The sequence below is a fragment of the Aequorivita sp. CIP111184 genome (genome assembly GCF_900489465.1).
Lineage (GTDB): Bacteria > Bacteroidota > Bacteroidia > Flavobacteriales > Flavobacteriaceae > Aequorivita.
Genome location: NZ_UEFQ01000026.1, coordinates 31868 through 55468 on the forward strand (window position 1 = coordinate 31868; position 23601 = coordinate 55468).

At 35.7% G+C, this 23601-nt stretch carries 18 protein-coding genes; 11 read left to right on the top strand and 7 right to left on the bottom strand.

The genetic code is table 11. From position 1 onward, the window contains the following. The first annotated feature begins 36 nt into the window (after positions 1-36). Positions 37-3069, top strand: coding sequence for a CHAT domain-containing tetratricopeptide repeat protein (locus tag AEQU1_RS12050; RefSeq protein WP_111881486.1), 3033 nt, complete (start codon positions 37-39; stop codon positions 3067-3069). 188 nt (positions 3070-3257) lie between these two features. Here the strand turns inward: AEQU1_RS12050 and AEQU1_RS12055 are convergent, their stop codons facing one another. Then, entirely contained in the window at positions 3258-4868 is a 1611-nt protein-coding gene (locus tag AEQU1_RS12055; RefSeq protein ID WP_111881488.1) for an ELWxxDGT repeat protein, read from the bottom strand. A 139-nt stretch (positions 4869-5007) separates the two neighbouring features. Beyond that, on the bottom strand, positions 5008-5871 hold the full coding sequence (locus AEQU1_RS12060; RefSeq protein WP_111881490.1) for a DUF4412 domain-containing protein: 864 nt from the start codon (positions 5869-5871) through the stop codon (positions 5008-5010). Between the two features lie 338 nt (positions 5872-6209). Between AEQU1_RS12060 and AEQU1_RS12065 the strand changes: the two genes are divergently transcribed. After that, positions 6210-6794 carry a porin family protein gene (locus AEQU1_RS12065; protein WP_111881491.1) on the top strand — a complete coding sequence of 195 codons (585 nt, stop codon included), beginning with the start codon at positions 6210-6212 and terminating at the stop codon, positions 6792-6794. 108 nt (positions 6795-6902) lie between these two features. Here the strand turns inward: AEQU1_RS12065 and AEQU1_RS12070 are convergent, their stop codons facing one another. Together AEQU1_RS12070 and AEQU1_RS12075 are read right to left on the bottom strand one after the other, a co-directional pair. Further along, complete coding sequence (locus tag AEQU1_RS12070) at positions 6903-7661, bottom strand: LytTR family DNA-binding domain-containing protein (protein ID WP_111881493.1); 759 nt, start codon at positions 7659-7661, stop codon at positions 6903-6905. A 3-nt stretch (positions 7662-7664) separates the two neighbouring features. After that, positions 7665-9614, bottom strand: coding sequence for a histidine kinase (locus tag AEQU1_RS12075; RefSeq protein ID WP_258455289.1), 1950 nt, complete (start codon positions 9612-9614; stop codon positions 7665-7667). A 488-nt stretch (positions 9615-10102) separates the two neighbouring features. Here AEQU1_RS12075 and AEQU1_RS12080 point away from each other — a divergent pair, with 488 nt between their 5' ends. From AEQU1_RS12080 to AEQU1_RS12110, 7 genes are all read left to right on the top strand, one after another. Then, positions 10103-11821: a T9SS type A sorting domain-containing protein gene (locus tag AEQU1_RS12080; protein ID WP_258455290.1), complete on the top strand. Its 1719-nt coding sequence runs from the start codon at positions 10103-10105 to the stop codon at positions 11819-11821. A gap of 350 nt (positions 11822-12171) precedes the next feature. Then, on the top strand, positions 12172-13416 hold the full coding sequence (locus AEQU1_RS12085) for a glycosyltransferase (protein WP_111881498.1): 1245 nt from the start codon (positions 12172-12174) through the stop codon (positions 13414-13416). Positions 13417-13487: 71 nt separating this feature from the next. Next, positions 13488-13781 carry a putative quinol monooxygenase gene (locus AEQU1_RS12090; protein WP_111881499.1) on the top strand — a complete coding sequence of 98 codons (294 nt, stop codon included), beginning with the start codon at positions 13488-13490 and terminating at the stop codon, positions 13779-13781. A 152-nt stretch (positions 13782-13933) separates the two neighbouring features. Next, on the top strand, positions 13934-14662 hold the full coding sequence (locus AEQU1_RS12095; RefSeq protein ID WP_111881501.1) for a phosphatase PAP2 family protein: 729 nt from the start codon (positions 13934-13936) through the stop codon (positions 14660-14662). A gap of 601 nt (positions 14663-15263) precedes the next feature. After that, on the top strand, positions 15264-15821 hold the full coding sequence (locus tag AEQU1_RS12100; RefSeq protein WP_111881503.1) for a hypothetical protein: 558 nt from the start codon (positions 15264-15266) through the stop codon (positions 15819-15821). Between the two features lie 143 nt (positions 15822-15964). After that, positions 15965-17962 carry an excinuclease ABC subunit UvrB gene (gene uvrB / locus AEQU1_RS12105; protein ID WP_111881505.1) on the top strand — a complete coding sequence of 666 codons (1998 nt, stop codon included), beginning with the start codon at positions 15965-15967 and terminating at the stop codon, positions 17960-17962. A 55-nt stretch (positions 17963-18017) separates the two neighbouring features. After that, complete coding sequence (locus AEQU1_RS12110) at positions 18018-18668, top strand: hypothetical protein (protein WP_111881506.1); 651 nt, start codon at positions 18018-18020, stop codon at positions 18666-18668. Here AEQU1_RS12110 and AEQU1_RS12115 read toward each other — a convergent pair whose 3' ends face one another. Beyond that, complete coding sequence (locus tag AEQU1_RS12115) at positions 18669-20201, bottom strand: GH3 auxin-responsive promoter family protein (RefSeq protein WP_111881508.1); 1533 nt, start codon at positions 20199-20201, stop codon at positions 18669-18671. 113 nt (positions 20202-20314) lie between these two features. Here AEQU1_RS12115 and rluF point away from each other — a divergent pair, with 113 nt between their 5' ends. Continuing rightward, positions 20315-21169: a 23S rRNA pseudouridine(2604) synthase RluF gene (gene rluF, locus AEQU1_RS12120; protein WP_111881510.1), complete on the top strand. Its 855-nt coding sequence runs from the start codon at positions 20315-20317 to the stop codon at positions 21167-21169. A 73-nt stretch (positions 21170-21242) separates the two neighbouring features. Here rluF and AEQU1_RS12125 read toward each other — a convergent pair whose 3' ends face one another. Then, the gene (locus tag AEQU1_RS12125; RefSeq protein ID WP_111881512.1) at positions 21243-21677 is read right to left on the bottom strand and encodes an Hsp20/alpha crystallin family protein; all 435 of its coding nucleotides are present in this window, start codon (positions 21675-21677) and stop codon (positions 21243-21245) included. Between the two features lie 200 nt (positions 21678-21877). Here AEQU1_RS12125 and AEQU1_RS12130 point away from each other — a divergent pair, with 200 nt between their 5' ends. Then, positions 21878-23152, top strand: coding sequence for a DUF2254 domain-containing protein (locus AEQU1_RS12130; protein ID WP_111881513.1), 1275 nt, complete (start codon positions 21878-21880; stop codon positions 23150-23152). Here the strand turns inward: AEQU1_RS12130 and AEQU1_RS12135 are convergent. Further along, a complete protein-coding gene (locus tag AEQU1_RS12135; RefSeq protein ID WP_111881515.1) occupies positions 23149-23544 on the bottom strand; it encodes a TerB family tellurite resistance protein in 396 nt (131 codons plus the stop codon). The two genes, AEQU1_RS12130 and AEQU1_RS12135, sit on opposite strands and share 4 nt — an antisense overlap. Positions 23545-23601 lie beyond the last annotated feature (57 nt).

Consider the following 23601-nt stretch of genomic DNA (forward strand, 5'->3'; position numbering starts at 1 on the left):
TTTTTATCTTTAGACACTATAAGTCTAGCCCTCCTTATGAAAAAAAAATATTTTCTCCTCCTACTTTTCCTTTCTTTTGGTGCCTTATTCGCACAAAATTCCAAAAATGAAAAAGCTGAACTTCTTTTTTCGAATGAAGCTTATACCGAAGCAATAGCTGTTCGGAAAGAAATCTTAAAATCCATTGACGATAAAAATTCAGATGCTTATAAAAGACAACTTTATAAGATAAAAATAGCGGAATCGTACCTCATCTCTGATTATGCTGAAATGCTGAGCTTGGTAGAAGAAGCTATAACAATTTTCAACGGGATAGAAAAAAAGACCCCACATGAAAAGATCCAAATAAATATCGAATATTTTAATGTGTTGATACCTAATGAGGATTTGGAAAAGGCGTTGCAAGTCGCATCACAGGCCCATAATCTTGTCTTAGCTCAAAAAAATTCTGAAAAATTTGGAGCACAGACCGCCAAAATCCTCCAAGGCCTCGGAAACATCAAATGGTTTATGCAAGAATGGGAAACCGCAATTCCATATTTTAAAAAGGCTATTGAAAAAACTACTGAGATTTACGGCTATTATTCACTAGAAACCGCAAACAACTGTACCTTACTTTCTGATTTGTATAGTTTCACCCCCGATTTTAATACCGGCTTAGATTACGGGTTGAAGGCACAGGAAATTTACGAGAAAATCCAACCCGAAAACAAATTCTTACTGTTTCAGCAATATGCAAACAATTTATCTAACTTTAAAAAGTATGGTGATTTAGAAAAAACCGGTGAGTTGATGGAAAAATTAACGGAATATTTCAATAAAAATAAAACCTACCTCCTTAATTACGAACATCAGGATTTTCCCAACTTGAACGCCGCCAAGTCCATTTACTTATATCGAAAATTGCAAAATGCCACCGCAAGGCAAGATTTTACTGAGACCGAAAAAGTCTATGCCCGTTTTCAAAAGGAAATCATGCTTCAAGGCTCTCGGTCCTATTCGCCAAGAGAACGTAACACCCTCTCAAAATTCAGTTTAGAAACCGGCTTTCTTTTCCATCACTCAGGAAATTATGAAAAAGCAATAAAATATTATTCCAATGCGCTAAAGTTTTCCCAAAGCATCAACTATAATTTCGGTGTTTTACAAGCCTATTGGATTATGAGCACCGCTGCAGCGGATAATCAAAAATGGGATGATGTTATTCATTATGTAGATCTGGCTTTTGAGAATCCCGATATTAAAAAATTCAACCAGTCCATGACTATGCAGAATAACCTCGGGCACGCTTATTATGGGAAAGGAAATTACGAAAAAGCTTTTGTTGTTTTTAACAAAGTGCTGAAACACTATTTTTCTGCAGATGAAGATGTGAATAATTTTTTTGCTATTCAAAACTTAAATGAGATTGCAGGAGTGTATTTAAAAATGCACCAAAAACAATCTGATAGCAAATATTTGGAAGAAGCCTACAAAGCCTATCATCTTTCTTCCATTATATTTTCAAGGCTCTACCGTGGCGGGAAATTCAATGACCAGTTGGCTACTTATCAGGGTCAAATTAACGAAGGTATGCTTTTATGTGCCACTATGTTGGATGAACATTTTCAGGAAGCTGCCGAACGGGTGGAAATTAATAATTCCGATTTGCTTTGGTCGCGATTTTTGGACAATCAAAAAGATTCATCAATAGCAGGATCAATGCTTCAAGCTAAAATAGATTCGCTGAATAACGAAAAGGACAAAACTGAGTTAGTAGCAAAAAACAATTCGAAAACAACAAAGGATTCTCTAAAAACAAAATTGGAAAAACTTACCGAAGCAATTACAGAATTACAGACCAGAATCGTAAAAAATTATCCTTCATTTTACGAATTTTCACAGAAGGATTTTGATTTAAAAAGGCTGCAAAGTAAAGTTGGTGATAATGAATTAGTTCTCCGCTATGTTTTAACAGATTCAATAGTTTTTGCCTTTGGCATCACAAAAAACAAACTATTGTTAAAAAAGCTGCCTATCAACAAGTTGAAACTAAGGGAATCCATCGATGATTATCTTTCCGATCTTAAGAACTTCAAAACCTCTTATCGCGAAAAATCAGAAAAGTTATATGGAGTTTTGATAAAGCCTATGGCTGTCGAAAAATATAAAAAACTAACTATTATCAATGATGGTTTTTTGGGCTATCTTCCATTTGAAACCTTAATCAATGAAAACAATAGCTTTTTGTTGGAAGACTACCAAATATCCTATTCCACTTCGCTGAAACTTTGGAGTATTCAAAACGAAAGCAATGCGAATCCCTCAACTAAATTTGCGGCTTTTTCGCCAAATTACAAATTGTCATTCGCCGCAAATACAGAAGATAAAACTGTTAAGGATTTGGTTCGTGAGGGAAATTACCAGCTGTTAGGTGCAGAAAGGGAAGCAAAAACAATAAATGCGCTTTTCGATGGAATGCTTTTTTCTTCGGAAAAAGCTACAAAAAATAATTTTGTGTCAAATGTTTCAAACTATGATGTACTTCATTTGGCGATGCACGCCGTTTTGGACGAGGACAATCCTGCCAAGTCCAGTCTCATTTTTGAGAACAATGAAAAACTATACCTTCCCGAATTCTATCAATTGCAGATTCCCGCAAAACTCGCCGTTTTGAGCGCATGTAATACTGGCGCCGGCGAAATAAAACGAGGTGAAGGTGTACAGAGTCTTTCCCGGGCTTTTACCTATGCTGGGGTGAAAAGTACGGTCATGAGCTTATGGCCTGCGCCCGATCGGGAAACTCCAGAAATTATGTTGTCATTTTATAAAAACTTAAAGAAAGGACAAAACAAGGCTCAAGCACTTCAACAAGCTAAATTGGAATACTTGAAAAACGCGAAGACGGAAAAGTTACAACATCCTTTCTACTGGGCAGGTTTTGTAATTTCAGGAGACAATTCTCCCATCCATTTTTCAGAACCATTTTGGCAAAAACCAATAGTTATAATAGCACTGCTGATTGTATTGGCGTCATTATTAGTCATAGTTTATTCCAGAAAAAGAAAAAATAATTCCACTTCTTTATAAATATAAAACTTATTGTTTTTAACTCTTATTTTTTTTGCTTTCTGTAAAACTAATTGCTGAGGTATTCTGAAAAAGTTTATTGTTTTAAATTACTTTCTTCAGTTGCGAGTACCCCAACAAAAGATATGCAATTAATTTTTCCGTGAGGATTTTCTTGCTTTAACAAGTATATAGAATCATTAAGCTAATTAGTTTTTAACTATATGTTTTACCATTTCTTGGCCATCTTCTGTTATAATCTTTACGAAATAACTCCCCGACGCAAATTGTGACAGCTCAATTTCAGATTTTCCTTGCCAGCTTTTTAAACGTTGGCCAGTGATGGAAAAAAGATCTATTTCTTGTATGTTATTGGTTTTAGTTTCTAGATGCAAGATGTCCTGTACCGGATTTGGATACGCAATGAATTTATTCTTTGTGTAATCTTCAACGCTCAAAGGTGTGGTCAGTCTCCATAATTCATAACCGCGACTGTCATAGTTGGCAGAAAAATAAAGTGATCCGTCAAAATCAATAAAACCGTAAAACTCTTCCAAAGAAGAAGAGGTAGGGTTAGATTCTGGCGAAATCATTGATGTCCCTAATTGCGTTCCGTCAGATTCCCAAAGTTGCACACCATTGGTACCATTATCTGCTCTAAAATATAACTTATCATTATACTCGAAGAATCCTAATCCATAAGAACTAGAATCATCTGTGCCTGGATTGATATCCTTCACCAACTGAGTTCCTGAGGGGCTCCCATCGGTTACCCAGAATTCTAGACCATGAGTGCCGTCATCTGCAGAGAAATATAATTTGTTATTATAAACCTGGAAATTGTAAATATCGCTATCACCAGCTGTGTTGATTAATTTGACCATGGAAGTTCCAGACGTTGTGCCATCTGTGACCCAGAGTTGAAAACCATTGGTGCCATCGTCTGCAGTAAAATATAATTGTCCGTTATAGACCCCAAATACATATTGGTCTGGATCAATATCCTTTAGCATTTGTGTACCACTCTCCGTTCCATCTGACACCCACAATTCACCGTCATTTGCCCTGAAATATAATTTCCCATTATATTCTGTAAATGGACCGTTGACTCCATCAAGACTACCCAGGTTAATATCTTTGATCATTTGGGTGCCAACAGTAGTGCCATCGGTTACCCAAAACTCTCGTCCATGGGTATTGTCATCTGCAGTAAAATATACTTTATCATTAAAGTTGATGAAAGAATATGGACTACCATTGTTGGTGCCGGAGTTAATGTCTTTTAACAATTGGGTACCTCCAACGGTTCCATCTGTTTCCCATAGTTCATCACCATTAGTGTTATGAACAGCTTCAAAAATCAATTTTCCGTTATATTCTATATAGTTTTGAGGGCCAAATGGTCCATCTGGATTGCTAGGATTCACAATTTGAGTGCCTGAAGCTGTTCCATCGCTCGTCCAGAGTCTGCTATAATTTGTGCCATCATTTGATGTGAAATAGAACTTTCCGTTTAAGGGTACAAAATACTCTGTATCACTATCATTATTCCCAGGATTAATATCTTTTAATATGTGTGTTCCAGCGGTAGTGCCATCGCTCACCCATGGCTCCCTACCATGAATTCCGTCGTCTGCATAAAGATAGAATTCACCATTAGAGACCTCTGATATAATATAAAAGCCACTATCTCCGGTAGGGTTAATGTCTTTGACTAATTCAAAATCTTGGGCTACAAGATTGGTTGCGAAAAATGTTGTTATCAAGAGGAAGGTAAAAGTAGTTCTCAAATGTAAAAAATTTATACTATGCGTTTTCATTAATTTTTATATTTTAAGTTTTCTTTCCAATTTTTGAGCAGTGGTATTTGGTAGAATAATTAGTTGTTAATTCCTGTTTGCCTTCAGGTTGCTCGTGGTCTTTACAAATAATTTTAAGAGCACAAGTTTTAGTGAATACTTAAAGCTTCCCCAAAATATCGTTTACTTCGTAATCGCTTAAATCGAAATATTTAGGGTCTGATGATTTTTTGAAATTGGTAATGTCCATTTGCATACTAGGCGTATCGTTGTTCTTTTCAAAATATATACTGCGAACCATCATTCCTCTTGGAAAGTTTTTATCCATTTTGGAAGGAGTATTGGAAGATACTTTAGTAGAAAAATCCCTGATCTGCCCACCAAAAAGATGGTTGCCACTCAAATCGATACTGATGTCTTGCGTAACCCAAGCGTCCATTTTAGTTTTTTCCTTTGTATTTAGATATATGTATTTCTGGCAGTTATAGCCGTTTATTTCTTTACGTTCATTGGTACGCGTCCATTGGCCCGCATCGTCGTCCAAGTCTGCACCTTGGCTCGCCATTTTTTCGGCCATTTTCTGAAAATTAATCATTGGCATTTTCATGGCGGTTTTTTCCTTTTCATTTACCATATAAGTGGCGGCGCCTTTATAATCAAAAAGCATTCGGGTTTCGTTTTTATTGCCTTCGTTCATTACCATACATTCTCCTGTTTTTCCAAAAACCATTTTTGCGGTCATGGTGTTATCTAGCTTTCCATTCTTTTTAAAGTTCTGCGTTTCCATCACCAAGGTTGCTTGTACTGGATTTTCAGGAATTGGATAGCGACTATCGTTTTCATAGGTAATATCCTCAAGTGCTTTTTTTCCCTTTTCTCTTTCAGGTTCTGCATATTTTTCCTCCATATCGTTTCTCACTTTCTTTTTTATTTTACTCTTAATAAAGCCACGTTGTGCTTGTGCGGGAGCGATAAATAGGAATACAAGTAAGGATACCAAAAAGAAGATATATGATTTTTTCATCGTGATTTAATTTTAAATTTTATAAATATAAAAAGCAAACTTATTCAAGAGCGAAATGCCTTACAACCCCCAATTAGAATTTGGTGGTTATGGCTTAGAATTAGGTATTTAAAGTGTGGGAAATATCAAATTTATTGTGAAGATTTCTTGAAGCCATTTTATAAAAAAACCGAATTCTAAGCCATAGTTACTGTATGCTAAGTAACGGTTGTGTTCTGCCAAAGGGTTAAATAGATTTGCCCGTTATTAAACAAAACTGAATCATATAAAAAGGAAAGTAGCTTAATTGTCAGAAATTCTTTTTATTGGTATTAATCAACATCAAATTTAGATTTATTATGAAAAAATTAGTATTATTTTTTGCAGTTGCGGTATTATCTTTTAATGCAGCACAATCACAAGAGTTTCGTTTAGGGGCGAAATTGGGTTTAAATGTTGCATCCTTAGGTGGCGATAGTTACGGCATTGGAAGCTTGGGAGCAAGAACAAGTTTCCATATTGGTGGTCTTGCAGAAATTCCTTTAATGGGTAAACTTGCATTACAACCAGAATTATTGTACTCCTCAGAAGGATCAGATTGGAGCTTCGGAAGTGGTGGCAACAATATAAAGTTAGATTACGTTCGTGTTCCCGTATTGGCAAAATATTATATTATTGAAGGTCTTAGCGCAGAGGCAGGACCGGTATTTGGCGTATTGGTATCTGCAAAGACAGACGATTTTGACATTAAAGATGAATACAAAACCTTTGATGCCGCATTTGGAATAGGCGCTTCATACCGTTTAGATATGGGCGTGTTTTTTAGCCTTCGCTATAATAAAGGGTTGCTGAACGTAAATGAGGATTATACGGAAGAAGGCGTAACATATAGCTATAAAAACCAGAGCAATGTTTTTCAGGTTTCTGCTGGATATACTTTCTAGATTATTTTAAAGAATTTCAGATAGAAAAGCACGGATATACGCTGTGCTTTTTTTGTATAAAAACAAATCTGCTTTTTCAGATTATAAACAAATAGTGAAGCTAAACCGTTACTTAAACCGAATCATCATTTTTAAAATTTCGTTTATCTGTTTTGACTTTTGTCTGGATACAGGTATTTCTATATCATCGTTCATAATTAAACTGCCACCGTCTTGTTTTAATATTCCATTTACAAATTGTGGGTTTATTAAATGTGATTGGTGCACTCTAAAAAATCCGTGATCTGTAAGTAGTTCTTCAATTTCCTTTAAGGTTCTGCTGATTAGGATTTTGTTTCCGTCTTTACAGAAAATGTTGGTGTAATTACTATCTGATTGGCACCGGACAATATTTTTTATTTCTACAATTTTGTAACCTACACCCGTTGGCAATGCAATTTGTGAACATTCCTTTTTGGGATTGTGCAATTGGTTATGAAATAGTTGCCATTGCTTTTCGCTTGTTTTATTTCTTCGCTTCTCCCAATTTGAGAATGCTTTTACAATATTTTTTTCTGTGATCGGTTTCAGTAAATAATTGATTGCGCTGTAGCGAAATGCTTTTATAGCATATTGATCATAAGCGGTGGTGAATATAATATCAAAATCTATTGGAAGTAGATTGTCTAACAAAGTGAAACCATTTAAATTGGGCATTTCAATATCTAAAAATAATAAATCAGGCGGATTTTTCTTGATAAACTCCAATCCTTGAAGCGGGTTGTTAAAAATGCCCGTTATGGTATAATCAGAATGTGTTTTTTCTATTAAATTCTGCAGCACGTTCGTGCAGTGCTTTTCATCGTCTATTATAATTATTTTCGTCATCAGTTAATCTTCATAAGTTAATATTATTTTAGTTCCCAACGCCCTTCCTTCGTTTTCTAGATCTATAATTTTAAAGTGAATTGCTTGATCATTTAAGTGGTTGTAAAGTGTTAACCGATCTTGAACAATGGTTGTGCCCATAGATTCGTGTAGTTTTTTCTTCTTTCCACTTTCTTTTCTGCCTATGCCGTTGTCTTCAATTATTATCTGTAGATTTTCTGTGGTGTCGAAGATTACGTTGAGTTTCTTCTTAATTTTTAAGCTGGGATGCAATCCGTGCCAAATGGCATTTTCCACCAAAGGTTGTAATAATAATGGGGGAATTTGAAATTGGGAAAGCGCTTCTTTGGAAACATATTGAATGCTGTAACTAAATTCTGTTCCCATACGGTTTTCTTCAAGGGATAAATAAAGTTCTAAAATTTCTAGTTCCTCTTCAACAGTTATTTTTTTTAGATTACTGTTTTTTAGTATGCCACGAAGCAGGCTGGAAAAATCATCAAGATATTTTACGGCATCATCGTTCCTGGAAGTCATTATTAAGTGTTTAATCGCGCTTAGACTGTTAAAAATGAAATGTGGATTCATTTGGGAGCGCAATGCAACCATTTCGGTTTCTTTTATTTTTTGGGTAAAATCGTCCTTTATTTTTTGCTCTTTTTCCTTTTCAATTTTAGAATAAAGCTTGATTAATTCTGCCGTTTTCTCACTTATCTGCTTGTCCAGTTCCAGATTCATATTTTCCTGTAAAAGCTTGTTTTCCTGTAATTGTGTTATCAAGGCATCATTGGCAATTTCTTTTTCTTTCTGAAGTAGAATTACATTTTCCCCCAAAGCCAGCGAAAAGCAATAAACCTCTATCAATAGCCCAATTTGAAAAATAATATTTGGCGATTCATTAAAACCAAAGATGCTGTCTGATGAATATTGCAATCCGGCAGAACCAATATAGGAAGCCGATAAGGCAGCAATAAAAAAGAACGATTGTCCAACAATGAAATAGATTAATAAGGGATGTTTCACCTTGAATATTATCCAAAAAATCAAAACGAAGTTTAATGGAAGAATAATTATTCTCACTATCGTAAAAACAAGAACCATTAAATACGCATCATAAAAAAATTGCGCGATGAGAAAACGGGATATGGCATATATAAAACAAGCGTAACCTAAATATTTCAGGGCTCGCGCCAATGCTTTGTCATATTTTTCTACAGTTAGCAAGTTTATAATGAAAAAAATATAAAACCCAATAAAGGCGAATTGTACGGGCTCATTTAGATTATAGGAAAGCTTTGGGAAATATTCAAAAAAATTCCCAACCGGCGCCAAGGTGCTTCTTAGCACTATAAATCCATAAATGAGTTGAAAAAAAAGATAGCCTAAATAATACAGGTAAAGGTTTGCAGATAGCCGTAGCCAAAATACCACCATAAAAATGATAATGGTAATCAACGAAATGATATAAAAATAAATAAATGCTATCTCGTTTGATTGGTATTCATAATTGTTTTGAAAATAGTTAAAATGGCCTTTGTCACTATAAATAATAGGGTAATTGAGTATTCCCGTAAAATGGTTGGCATTTAGCTTAACATAAAACTGTGACTTTTTAAAAGGCTCCAAAGTTAATTCTGTAAAAAAGTCTATCGATTTATTTGCACGTTCCGGTAACGGTACGAACGTGCCGTTTTTAAAGGTTTTAAAATTTTCTCCTTTTTGCTGATAAATGGTAGTAAAATGGTCTAAGCTGTATAAATAGCTGTGAAGTGTATCTTCCGTTCGGTTTTCAAGCTGAAATTTTAACCAAAGCGCTGTGTTTGGTTTTGCCTTGTATGAAGCATCATAAGGCTTCCAATTGTTTTTTTTCCTGATGGCTTCAAAAGGAGTTTCTAAAGCTGTTTCTAAAGCTTGGACAAATTCATTATTAACCAGCGGAAGTTTATTTGCCATAGAATCGACCCTAATTTGACCATAAAGTTGTGTCAAATTGGCTAAAAGACAAAGCGCTAATAAAAGTCGAATTTTCATCAGTTTACTAAAATACTATTCTATCTGCTACATTCCTGAGTTTTTTAGAATTCGGTAGCTTTTATTTAGTATTCGGTGTGCTTTTCTACTTTTTCCCGAATTCTAATTGATCCTTGCCAAATGCTAGCTGTGGGTTTTATTGAGAGATCTATATGGGTAAGTTTGTATCTTAATTCTTACAAATATAAAATCCAAATCATTGCAATTATGAAAAAAACTTCTACAAAACGAAGGCTCTTCTTAAAGTTTTTGAAGAATCTTAAGATTTTTTTGGATAACAATTTTCGGTGCAAAAATATTTTCGCCGCAAACTAGACTACAGATTTTTATCAAGTTTACGATCACGTAGAAAAAAACTCCTCAATTATTAAAGTGAAATAAACTAAAATTAATTTTAAAAAACAGAAATCATGAAAAATGTAATTACTTTTTTAATGTGCACCCTCTGTGTCTTCACAGGTATTGCTCAAACAGATCTTAGTGGAAGCCAAATGGTAATTCCCGAAAGAACACCAGAGCTCGAGGCCTTGTACTTACAGACTAACCAGCTTGAAAATAATGGAACGGCGGCAGAAATCAATGCCAACCGACTTGCCATTAAAAATGCGTGGCAGGAAGTAGATCCTGCAGTAGCCGCACTTTATAAGCCTACTGAAACCGGAAATGTGAGCCTGCCAACAATGTCTGAAGGAAGTTATGACGAATCAAGGTCTCCTCAAGATTGGGATAGCGATGGTCTCCTACGCGAGGGTTTTATTGATGGCTTAGATATGGATGTCTCGAGTAATAATGGTGATATCTATGTTACCGCCTTCGAAAACTATGTAGGAACCGATGCAAACCTCTATGTCTATCGCTCTACAGATTACGGTACTTCTTTTGAGCTATGGAAAAGTATCGTATTCAATAACACAGTTTTTGAGAAAATTGAGACCATCTCCATAGATGGTAGCGGTGATAATTATCTGCTTGCTTATATGTTGGACGAAAATTCATTGTTCTTTGCCGTAAGAATTAATATGGCTACAAAAGATGTTGATAACGATATTGTTAGTACGGATGTGACCGATTTTGGAGTGGACAGGAACTATCCGGGAAGCACTTCTGGACAGCGAGTTTATGCTACCTATTTAAAGACAGATGGAGGCTGTAGTGATGGAGATTTGTTGGTTTCAGCAAGAAGTACGGCTGGCAGTTATGGATTTGATTGGGTAGATGAAACCAATCTGGGCACATGTGCAAGACAACTGGATTTTGCATACGGAAGGGATGGCGGAAGCTATACCACTTTTATTGGAGGTGTTAGCGGTAGTTTATATGCTAAATTTAATTCCAGCAGTAACGATCCGGGTTCCTGGGAAAATAATGACAATATTGTTAACGGCTCGACATTGGAGTCTCTTAATCCCACTATTCGCGCTGCTAGATATGCTCCTGCTTCAGATAAGGTAATTATCTTTACTTCATCTAGGAATGCGGGAACTACAGATAATTATGACGCAAAAGGATATATCCGTGAAAATGGTGGAAGCTTTGCTGAGTTCAATAATTATCCCGCAGGTGGTGGAGGCGATTGGAGTATTGTGCAACCAGACAGCTGGGTGCGTAAAACTAATGATACTGAAATAATCCGCACCGCCTATGTTCGTAATAGAATAGACGAGTCCGAAAATAACACCAATAGATCATTGACCTTTAACGGTACCAGTTTTGACTCTTTTGAACCAGTAGCCGATGCCAATAAAGATGTTTTTGAAGGCTTTCCATCGGTAATTGCAGAGACCGAAGACGAATTGCCTTGTGTGGCCTTTGCAGGAACAGATGTTAGTACAGGAATTCGATACGGCTATAATCTCTACTTTGATCGTAAGTCTACTTTGGGTGTGGAACAAAACAGTTTAAAAGATTTCACTTTCTATCCAAACCCAACGCAAGATATTGTAAATCTTTCCGCAAAAAATACCATTGAAAATGTTTCAATATATTCTTTGTTGGGGCAGGAAGTACTGCAATCTTCTCCAAAACAGAAAAGTCCATCCCTCAACATTTCTTCACTTGCTTCTGGCATCTATGTGATGAAAGTTGAGGTAGATGGCCAAACAGGTACCTATAAAATTATAAAAGAGTAAGAATGATTATTTAATTAGCCTTTAATAGTTACCTCTCCTCTTGTTTTAAGGGGAGGTAATTTAGGGAGTACAAGTAACTAAAAATAATTTGAAGGTGAACTAAGCACTTTCAATAATTGACCAAATTTAAAAAGCCTTTCTGGAATAACTTTCAGGAAGGTTTTTTAAATTATTTTGCATTCAATTTAACTAAAGAAACCCCAGTTAAGGATTTCAATTTCTATCATAGAAAACACAACTGTGGTTAAACGCTGTCATTCTTTATGTAATTTTGTAAATCTATAGAGAATATAAAAGTTTACTGAAAAATCTGTAAAGAAACCAGAAACTCCAAACTTGAAATCCAAAAATTGAAACAACTTTTAATAATAGGCCACACCTTTCCAGAACCTAGCACCACCGCTGCGGGAAACAGAATGATGCAATTGGTTGCATTGTTTGCTGAAAAGCATTACCAAATCACTTTTGCCAGTACCGCCGCTATTTCTGAAAGAACTGCTAATCTCCAAAAGCGAAATATTTCAGTAAAAAATATTCTGTTAAATGATGTTTCTTTTGATGAATTTATAAAAGAATTAAATCCCGAAACCGTCATTTTTGATCGCTACATTACCGAAGAACAATTCGGTTGGCGGGTTTCTGAAAATTGTCCTAAAACTTTAAAAATACTCGACACCGAAGATTTACATTTTCTGCGGAAGGCTAGGGAAGAAGCAATAAAAAGAGGCAATGCTGTTTCCGAAGCAAATCTTTTTTCTGAAAATGCCAAACGTGAATTGGCAAGTATTTTACGTTGTGATCTGTCTTTAATCATCTCGGAATATGAGATGGAATTGCTTCAAAATACGTTTAATATTTCTTCAGAAATACTTTACTACCTGCCTTTTTTGGTCGAAACCTTTTCAGAAGAAAAATCAATTCCTTCTTTTGAAGACCGACAGAATTTTCTAGCTATCGGTAATCTCTTGCACGCACCAAATGTTGATTCGGTCGTGCAGCTAAAGCAAATCTGGCCAGAGATAAAAAAACAACTTCCAAAGGCAGAACTTCATATATATGGAGCCTATGCGCCTCAACAAATTCTTCAGCTTAACAATAAAAAAGATGGATTTATAATTAAAGGTTGGGCAGCAGATGTGGAAACGGTTATGAAAAATTATCGCTTACAACTTTCACCTTTGCGATTTGGCGCAGGACTAAAAGGCAAACTTTTGGATGCTATGCACTTTGGATTGCCCTCTGTAACCACAAAAGTAGGAGTTGAAGGTATGTGCGGGGAATTTCAATTCGGCGGAAGCATTACCACTTCAAATGAAGACTTTATAAATGCTTCGATAAAATTATATACTGATGAAAAACTTTGGAAGGAAGCCCGACAAAATGGTTTCGAAATCATTCAAAAGCGCTTTCTAAAAGATCTTTTTTCCGAAGATTTTAAAAAACACGTTCGCACTCTTTCTAAAAATCTTGAAAAACATCGCCAAGAAAACTTCATAGGACAAATCCTGCAGCACCACAGTTTGCAAAGCACAAAGTATTTGAGCAAATGGATTGAAGCGAAAACCTTATTGAATAAGAACAGCGCCACACCTTAACACAATCTTCACGACTTTTAAAATCAAGCTATTTATCTTTATTAATTACTAATTATAAAAAATATTAAGCAATGAAAAAGTTAGGATTATTGGCTACGCTAAAGGCTAAAACAGGTAAAGAAGCAGAAGTAGAATCATTTATAAAAGGCGCTATAGATCTTGCCCGTCAAGAGAACAAAACGCTTACGTGGTACAGTTTTAAAATAGATAGCAACACCTTCGGAATATTTGATACTTTTGAAAATGAAGAAGGCCGCGAGGCACACCTTAACGGCGATATAGCAAAAGCCTTGATGGCCAATGCCAGCACACTGCTCTCAGAGGATCCGAAAATACAAAAGATTGAAATCCTTTCTTCTAAATAGGTTGTCAAAAAATTTAAAATTCTTTTGATTTAAAATATATTAACTCAAAAAGACCCCAGTTTGGAGTCTTTTTTGGGTTTTTTTATAATCCACTTTGAGCTTTCAAGTGCTAATACCAAAAATGTATTTATCTTTAAATTTTGCCTTTTAAAATGAGACAATCCCTAATAGTATTTATAAAGAATTTCAGAAACTTTCTGTGGCGTACCTTTCATAAGGATAATCCTAAACTGCCTTATATTCTTATCGTTATTGTTGCATTTATTGTAGTTGTTGGCGGATTAAACCTTTTCATTGAACTAACTGAAACATTAAAGGAAAACATGCTAGTCAAATATGACCGGCAGATTACTGACTTTTTCATTGCCCACCGAAGCCCTCCGCTCACTCAATATTTTATTTTTATGACTAATGTTGGGGATTTTTACGGTTATCTAGTTGTACTCATTCTTGCATTAATAGTTTCATGGGTGTTTTTTAAAAACTGGCGCTACATTGCTCAAACCGTATTAGTGTTGCTTTTGGCTTCCATTTCAAACACTATGCTAAAAAGGTTTATAGATCGTGCAAGACCTGGAATTGAGCATTTAGTTTCCGTAGAAACATTAAGTTACCCAAGCGGCCACGCTATGAGCGCCATGGCATTTTATGGCTTTTTAATTTATCTTTTTTACAGATTCAAAATGAAAAGTTGGCTCAAATATAGTATCATTCTTTTATTATGCCTTGTTATCCTGAGCATTGGTATTAGCCGTATTTACCTAGGCGTACATTTTCCTTCTGACATTGCTGGCGGATATATTGCAGGATTAATTTGGGTGTTTTTCTGTATCTTGATATTTAATTTGGTCGAGGTTTTTAGAAGAGATCCAGAAGCGTAATCCGTGCAGTATTTTTTTGATGTAATATTAGAGTGCTTGCAAAAAAAAATCCTTTCTGAATAATTTTTCTTTGGTGGTTAAGCTATGTCCCCCAAGCTGCCGTTAAATGTTTATTGCTACGATGTCGAAGGAAAAGAAGTTGAAAAATAAGGTGGAAACCTTGGTGGCTGTGGTGGGGAAGTAGTTGGGTTTTGTGCTATATTTGAAATTAAACTTTAATGACAGTTGTTGGAATTGGACTTATAGGATATGTATGGTGTAATAAAAAAACTACCTACAACAATACTTAACCGAAATTACGGCGGATTGGACTGCATCCAAATCCACGCGTAATTCCTAACGTCGGTGCCTATCCGAAAAACATTAAATTCAATCCTGTAATGGTAGACTGACATATTAATATATATAATCTCTAAAAATGAAATTTTCCCCCACTAGCGCAAGCGTTCCGCTTTTGCCTCGCAGATTTTCGAGTCAGTTTTTATTTGCTAAATTAGACGCTTAAATAATCCAACTAATCTAATGCCAACACTTAGTGTTTAATTAAAGAAAGAATATGACTCTATTACAAAGGAAACTCTTTCTACGAAGAGAGTTTACAATGAATAAAGGAGAATTAAACATTAAATCATCGGACTTAACCAGCTCTGAGGAATTGAATATTTCTTATGAAGAAATTGACATCTCTAAGCTTATCTTTCAAAAAAAGACAGACAATTTAATGTTAATAATCTCTTTCCTGTTTGGTGGGTTTTTTATCATTTATTTATTGAACCCAGACAATTATAAAGATGAGGGATGGTTTGGTATTGCGCTTTTCATTTTCATACTTACATTTTTTAGCGCGATAATTACTTATGTTAAATCTAAAAACTTGGTATTGATCCCGACTATAAATCATGGGTATATTGAATTGTTAAAAGCGAAACCAAATCAAAAAGAGTTTGATGAATTTTTAAGGGAGCTATCAAATAGAATAACCTCATACCTTAAACTAAAATATGGAACAATTGATCTAGACATGCCTCTTGAACCTCAATTAATGAATATATCTTGGTTAAAGGACCGAGAAATTATCACGCTAGATGAATTTGAAAGTTTAAAAAAAGAACTAATAAATAATGGGAAGGGTAATAGCCCTATTGGATTTAATAAATAACTACCCTACAAGTGCATGCGTTCCGCTCATGTAATCAGAGTCTCAATCAAAATCCCAAAACTCTCTTTACTCAATACTAACTACTCACGACTATCTATTCACTTCTATTTTCACTACTTTTGTAGCGCAATGAAAAAGAATACATGAACTTTAAAATATCCTCAGAATTTGAGCCTGCTGGAGACCAACCCCAAGCCATAAAAGCTTTGGTGGAAGGCCTAGAAGCTGGCGAAAAATACCAAACCCTATTGGGTGTTACTGGCTCCGGGAAAACCTTTACCGTGGGCAATGTGGTGCAGCAGGTTCAAAAGCCAACTTTAGTGCTGGCACACAACAAAACGTTGGCAGCACAATTATACACGGAGTTTAAAAACCTCTTCCCAGAAAACGCAGTAGAGTATTTTGTTTCCTATTACGATTATTACCAGCCAGAGGCATTTATTCCCAGTAGTGGTACCTATATTGAAAAAGATCTTTCCATAAACGAAGAGATTGAAAAAATGCGTCTCAGTACCACCTCGTCCTTGCTTTCGGGTAGGAGGGATGTGTTGGTAGTTTCCTCGGTTTCCTGTCTGTACGGTATCGGAAACCCTGTGGAGTTTCAAAAAAACGTGATCAGTTTGGAAAAAGGGCAGACCATCTCCCGAACTAAATTGTTACACCGTTTGGTGCAAAGCCTCTATTCCCGAACGGAAGCAGAATTCAACCACGGCCGTTTCCGCATTAAAGGAGATACGGTAGATGTGTTCCCCGGCTATGCCGATGATGCGTACCGAATTCACTTTTTTGGTGATGAAATTGAAGAAATTGAAGTTTTTGATCCACTAAACAATACTATAAAAGCGAAGTACGACCGCTTGAACATTTATCCCGCAAATATGTTCGTAACCTCGCCCGATGTCTTGCAGGGCGCTATCCGTTCAATACAGGATGATTTGGTTTTACAAATTGAATATTTCAAAGAAATCGGTAAACATTTGGAGGCAAAACGTTTGGAGGAACGCACCAATTTTGACCTTGAAATGATTCGCGAACTTGGCTATTGTAGCGGCATTGAAAACTATTCGCGCTATTTGGACCAACGATTGCCGGGCACGCGTCCGTTCTGCTTGTTGGATTACTTTCCGAAGGATTATTTAATGATTGTAGATGAAAGCCACGTTTCCATCCCACAAGTAGGTGCGATGTATGGAGGTGACCGTTCCCGCAAGGAAAATTTGGTGGATTATGGATTCCGCTTGCCCGCTGCCATGGACAACCGTCCGTTGAAATTTGAGGAATTTGAAGCACTGCAAAACCAAGTAATCTACGTTAGCGCAACCCCGGCCGATTATGAATTGGAAAAAAGTGGAGGTGTTTATGTGGAACAAATTATCCGTCCCACAGGTTTACTTGATCCTCCTATTGAAGTGCGTCCCAGTTTAAACCAAATTGACGATTTGCTCGAAGAAATACATCTTAGGATAGAAAAGGATGAACGTATTTTGGTAACAACACTAACCAAAAGAATGGCGGAGGAACTAACCAAATATTTGATCCGCGTTCAAGTTAGAACACGTTATATTCACAGTGATGTGGACACCTTGGAGCGTGTGGAAATTATGCAGGATTTGCGTCTTGGACTTTTTGATGTGTTGGTGGGAGTGAATTTATTGCGTGAAGGTCTTGATTTACCAGAAGTTTCATTGGTAGCAATTTTAGACGCCGACAAGGAAGGTTTTTTACGAAGCAACCGTTCGCTTACGCAAACCGTAGGCCGCGCCGCCAGAAATCTAAATGGAAAAGCAATTATGTATGCTGATAAAATAACAAAGAGTATGCAGCAAACCATTGACAATACACTTTATAAAAGAGAAAAGCAGATTGCCTACAACGAAGAGCACGGCATTACCCCAACAGCTATTAAAAAATCTTTTGAAAATTCATTGACAAAATCCAAGCAGACCGCATATACTTTTGAATCTGCAGAATCACTTGCTGCAGAAGCCGAAACCGAATATTTAACTAAGGCCCAAATTGAAAAGAAAATCCGAGATACTCGCAAAGCTATGGAAAAAGCTGCAAAAGATTTAGACTTTATGATGGCTGCCAAGCTTCGTGATAAAATAAATACATTTCAGAAACAATTACAAGAAATTTAATCTTAGAGCCTAGAAATAAACGATAACCGATAACGTAAAACCGATATATTTTATAATGCTTTTAACGTCACTCATAAAACCTATTTTGTACTTTACCCTCTCTATGACCCAAACACAAAGCATCAATTTAGACAATAAAATAATTCCTGAAAGTATCAAAAAAGAAGTAATTGAGGCTCTTTCTTTTTACCCAGAATTATACGATACAGCAATTGAATTCAAATTCAAAGATGATATTAAAAAATCTACCATGCAGGCCCAACCGCGGTTTGCGAGTTTTTTTAAAGCAAAGCAGAATCGCGAATACTTAATTCTGATAAGTAAAAGAATTCAAATTGAAGGTGAGAAGTTTACAATGGACGATATTCCTTCGGAAGTAAAAGTGGGTTGGATTGGTCACGAATTGGGTCATGTTATGGATTATCGCGAACGCACAAATCTGGGGATGTTAATATTTGGAATAAAGTATCTTTTCTCTTCAGCTCATATTAAAGAGGTGGAGCGCACAGCAGATACTTACGCGATTGCCCACGGCATGGGAGATTACATTTTAAAAACGAAAAACTTCATTCTCGATAATGCCAATCTTTCAGAAAAGTACAAAGACCGAATCCGTAGATTATATATTTCTCCGGAAGAGGTAATGGAACTTATCAATGAGAATAAAGTAGAGAAAGAACCCGAAATTGTTGAAATGGAGGATTAATTATTCTGAGGGTTTCTGTGATTTCGCAAATTTTTCCCAAGCTTTAAATTTTTCTTCAGCCATCACTTTTTCCATCTTTACTTGGCCGCCCTTCTTTTTATTCTTGGCGTTCCATTCGTGAAAAACTTCTGGATTTATAGTGTTTACTATTACGCCCTTCAATGCTTTTGATCGTGCGACTGCATAATTTTTATTAGCTTCTTTTAAAGCTTCGTCCAAAGCACTGGCTATTTCTTCAGAATTGATTTCAGTTTCAGTTCCCAGATACCAATGATGGTAAAACTCGCCATCAATCTTTACCGCAGCAAGTGTAAATTCAGGAATTTTAATATCGAATTTCTCCTCCATTTCGCGTAAAGCCACTTCCATTTTGTTAACCGACAATTGTGAACCAACTACATTCAAAAAGAATTTAGTCCGACCTGTGATTTTTATTTCGGCTCTTTCAACATCTGTAAATGCAATAGTGTCTCCAATTAAATAACGCCATGCACCAGAAACGGTAGTGATAATTAAAACATAATCTACATTGGGTTCTACTTCAGCAAGGGTTAAAGCTGGGGCGTCTTTTGAAAGCGACCCATCTTCATTAATGTATTCCGGTTTAAAGGGGACAAATTCAAAATAAATTCCATTGTCAGTCACCAATTTCATTGAAGTTGTTTCAGGACGATTTTGAAAAGCCAAGAAACCTTCTGAGGCTAAATATGTGTCAATAATTGTAATAGGATGTGAGAGAAGTTGATTAAAACTTTTTTCATAAGGTTGAAAAGCCACACCGCCAGATGTATATACCTTTAAATTAGGCCAAACATCGTGAATTGTTTTTGCGTCGTGATGTTCAATTACTTTTTTAAGCATTAATTCCATCCAAGAGGGAATACCGCTTAAAGCACCTATGTCCCATTCAAGAGCGCGCTTGGCAATGGTTTCCACCTTTTTGTCCCAATCTTCCATCTGTGCTATTTTTTCGCCTGGTTTGTAAAACCCGCGAAACCAAAATGGAATATTGCTTGCGCTTATACCGCTAATCTCACCTTCTAGGAATTGATCCTGTTTTTCAAGATTCGTGCTGCTGCCCAACATCATTATTTCCTTTTCGTAAAAATCTGAAGGAATGTCAAAATTTGTTAGTGCGCCAACCTGTTTTATCCCCGTAGTTCTGATTGCTTCAATCATATCATCAGTTACAGGAATTCTCTTTGAAGACTTACCGGTAGTACCACTGCTTCTGGCAAAGTAGCTAGGTTTTCCAGGCCAACTAATATCTTCTAAACCTTCTTGCGTCTTGCTCCACCATTCAGTTTCCATTTCGTGATAATCAAAATAGGGAATATTTTCAGAAAATGATTTTTGAATATCGTCGGCTTCCAAGATTTTTGAGAAGCCATAGTATTTCCCAAAAGCAGTATTGCGCGCTTTTTCAAGCAGATTTCTTAAAACTTCACGCTGAGATTCAACCGGTGATTTTTCTGAAACGATTGCTCCGCGTAAATCTATAGCGGTTTTAATTATAGAGCCGAGAATTGCCATTTTTAAAATTTTTGTTGAAACTACAATTTTTCATAAAGTTTGAAGTAGCAATTAAATCAATTTTAACCTTTTCCTTTTGCGCTTCATAAATAGTATCTTTACAAAAAAAAGAGATGCATCATCCAGATTCCGTAAGATTGAACAAAGCAATAAGCGACAGCGGTTACTGTTCCCGCCGCGAAGCCGATACTTTAATTGAAAAGGGACTAGTAACTGTAAACAATGAAAAAAGTGGGCTCGGAGACAGAGTAATGCCAGAAGATGAGGTGCGTGTAGATGGAAAACTTATCAAGGAAAACAATACAGAAGTATTTATAATGTTGAATAAACCAGTGGGAATCACTTGCACAACAGATACTCGGTTTGATGATAATGTTGTAGATTTTGTAAAACATCCCGAGCGGATTTTCCCTGTGGGGAGATTGGACAAGCCCAGTGAAGGGCTACTTCTATTGACTAATGAAGGTGATATTGTAAACAAAATACTCCGTGCTGGAAATAAACATGAAAAAGAGTACATCGTTAAAGTTGATAGACATGTTACGGATGAATTTGTAAAACGCATGGGCTCAGGAATTCCTATTTTAGAAACGGTAACGAAACGTTGTAAAGTTGAAAGAGTAAGTAGGTTTGAATTTCGAATTATTTTGGTGCAAGGCTTAAATCGCCAAATAAGAAGAATGTGTGAATATTTGGGTTATGAAGTTGTGGCTTTGCAACGCATTCGAATAATGGATCTGGAATTGGGCGATTTGCCAGTTGGTGAGTGGCGCGATCTTACCCCAGAAGAATTGAAAACATTAAGAGAGGCTGTAAAAGATAGCGATGGTTTACCTAAAGTATATGATAGAAGTAATAGACCAAAAATAGAAGAAACGATAAAGCCCGAAGTAAAAAGGCGAGAGGAAAGAAATTTAAAAAGGGAACAAAAAACTACAGGTGGAAAAAGGAGAAGAGGGCCTAGGTAACCCCATGAAAAAACCGCGCACCGATTGAGTAGCACGCGGTCATTTTCAACTAACTAACCAAATTAAATTTCAATTATGAAATCTCAACCATTTTCTTCAATGCTTTCTTTTCTTCCATCTTTGGAAGCGTAATCTTTAAAATACCATTTTCGTAATGGGCCTGAATGTCTTCAGTTTTAATATTTTCGGGGAGCTTGAAAGAACGCTCAAAACCCTTATAATTAAATTCCTGTTTTAAAGAACGGGAATCACTGTTTTCGTCTTTGTTTTTTTCTACCTTTTTGGAAGCTATTTTTAAGGTATCTTCCTCAATTTCAATGGTAAAATCTTCTTTTTGTAATCCTGGCGTAGCCAATTCGACTACAAAATTCGGGAAATTTTCAGTAATATTTACTGCTGGAATGCTAAATGTTTCATAATTCTTATTAAAGGCATCTAACTTATTCTCAAGTAGAAAATTATCCAAAAGTCCTGGTAACCAAATGTTATTTTTACTAACTGTTTTCATATTTGAATATTTTTATTTATCACTGTTTGCAGATCAATGTTCAATAATAATTCCAATATTTAAATTAGGACATTTTGACTTATTTTCGATAATTTTGTATGACTTTTTGACATTTTCAATAATGGCTTTCAGAATATTTAATTCCTTTTTAAGAATTTTATATGGGTTTCAGTACTTTTAAAAAGTACTAACTTTGAATTATGAAAAAACTCTTCATTCGTATTTTTGATTTCTTCAACACCATTGAGAGTAAAATAGCATTTTATCCAACTTTATTGGCATTCTCTGGTTTTCTCGTAGCTCTTTTAATGATTTACTTGGAGCAACATGGCATTTCAAGAAAAATAATGGATGTGTTTCCATTATTGATGGTAGAAGATGGTGACACGGCATTAACCGTACTTAGTGCTTGTCTTGGTGGATTAATTTCCTTGATGGTTTTCAGTTTCTCTATGGTTATGTTATTGCTTAGTCAAGCCTCTAACAACTATTCTCCGCGTTTACTTCCTGGGTTGATTAGCGATAAGCGTCATCAACTTATTCTGGGTGTTTATATGGCAACAATTCTATATAATATTTTTACGCTTTTTTCCATAGAGCCTAGCGAAAAGAAATATACACTTCCTGGGTTTTCGGTTCTTTTGGGTATTGGTTTTACAATTCTATGCTTAGCGGCTTTTATCTATTTTATTCATAATATTTCGCAAAGCATACAGATAAACAATATTCTGGATAATATTTTTCAGAGTGCTGAAAAAAGGCTTCAAAAATTAATAGAATCTGAGGATAGCGCAAATAATGACTTTCCAAATACAGACAATTGGTATGAATACAAAGCGGGGCGCAGCGGCTATTTTCAGAATATTTCAATAATGAATATTTTGAATATTTGTGAAGAAGAAAAAACCAAGATCTATTTAACAGTTCCAAAAGGATTTTTTGTTTTGAAGAATAGCGTTTTTATAAAGTCTGAAAAGAAACTTGATGAAAAGATAGTAGATTCTATTATTTCCAATATAAGCTTTGCGAGAGGTGAGTTGATTGAAGATAACTATATATTGGCTTTCAAACAAATTACGGAAATTGCCGTAAAGGCAATGTCGCCAGGGATAAATGACCCGGGAACAGCAATAAATGCCATTGATTATCTTACAGATCTCTTTGCATTAAGAATGCAAAAAAAGGATAACGGGGTTATTGTGCAAGATGAAAAGGCTACCCTTAAAATTGCAGTCGTTAGCTTTGAGGAGCTTATTTATAATGTGATGGCCTCACTGCGAACCTATTGCAAGCATGATCCAATTATGGTTGAAAAATTATTGTGGATGTTGAAATATCTTCAAGTACAGCCTGCTGCCTCGGAGGAATACCGCAATGCAGTGAAGAATGAAATGAAAACATTGTTGAAACAAGCAAAGAAAGCATTTGATTCAAAAAAGGATGAAATTGCCATTGAGAATATGGCTTCAGACTAATTGTAATATATTTTGAAAATTTTCAGTAGTTCTTCCGCAGGAACCAACTTATTATCATATTGATCCATTTTTCTAAGGATTTGATCAGCTACAACTGAGCGGATACCCATTTTTAATCCAAAATTTTTCAAGGCGATCACTTCCTTTTCGTGGGTTTCGTTATCCACATTCATTACCAACATTAACTTATAGAAGTGGGTTATGCGTTCAACCTCACTAAATAAAATCTGTGATGGTTGGGGGTTTTCAAAAAGATCGATAACCTCTTGATTGGAAATTTCCATTCGCCGCGCTATTTTTTGAATAAACTCCAATTCGGAAACGTTTATTTTTCCGTCGGCCATTACCATATTAATTAAATCGCTAAGAAGGGCTTTTGAATTTTTTTCCATATTAAAAAAGGTCAAAAAAAAAGCCCTTGCATAATGCGAAGGGCTTTTCTGTAAAAT